Origin of the sequence: Ferrovum myxofaciens (assembly GCF_000735045.1) — a bacterium.
GTDB lineage: Bacteria > Pseudomonadota > Gammaproteobacteria > Burkholderiales > Ferrovaceae > Ferrovum > Ferrovum myxofaciens.
Genome location: NZ_JPOQ01000347.1, coordinates 1 through 311, shown reverse-complemented (window position 1 = coordinate 311; position 311 = coordinate 1). Strand labels below are relative to the sequence as shown.

Here is a 311-nt window from a genome sequence, read left to right as displayed (position 1 = left end):
GCCAGTCTGGCGGTCCAGCGATTGGCGTCCCGTTACTGCGTAACGAAGCGAGAATTGGTTGAGCGACTGGTAGTGGCAGAAGAGAAAAAGATCCTATCTGGGATAAGTAGCGATGAATTGGATGTATATCTGGAGGCAGGCGAAAGACCGTTACGCAGTAACGGACAAAAAGCCAGGGGGAAAAACATGAAAAAGGAGGAAAATATCGAGTCATCGTGACCGATCACAGTACAATATAAGCGCGTAACCCCATGACCTAACCATCGGTCACGATAACCAGAATCACCGGTCATCTTCACCAGAATACGCAG

At 48.9% G+C, this 311-nt stretch carries 1 pseudogene; it reads left to right on the top strand.

Annotation, left to right across the window (positions count from 1 at the left end):
• Nucleotides 1-219, top strand: a pseudogene (locus tag IV91_RS19335) (hypothetical protein); the annotation flags it as partial.
• Nucleotides 220-311 lie beyond the last annotated feature (92 nt).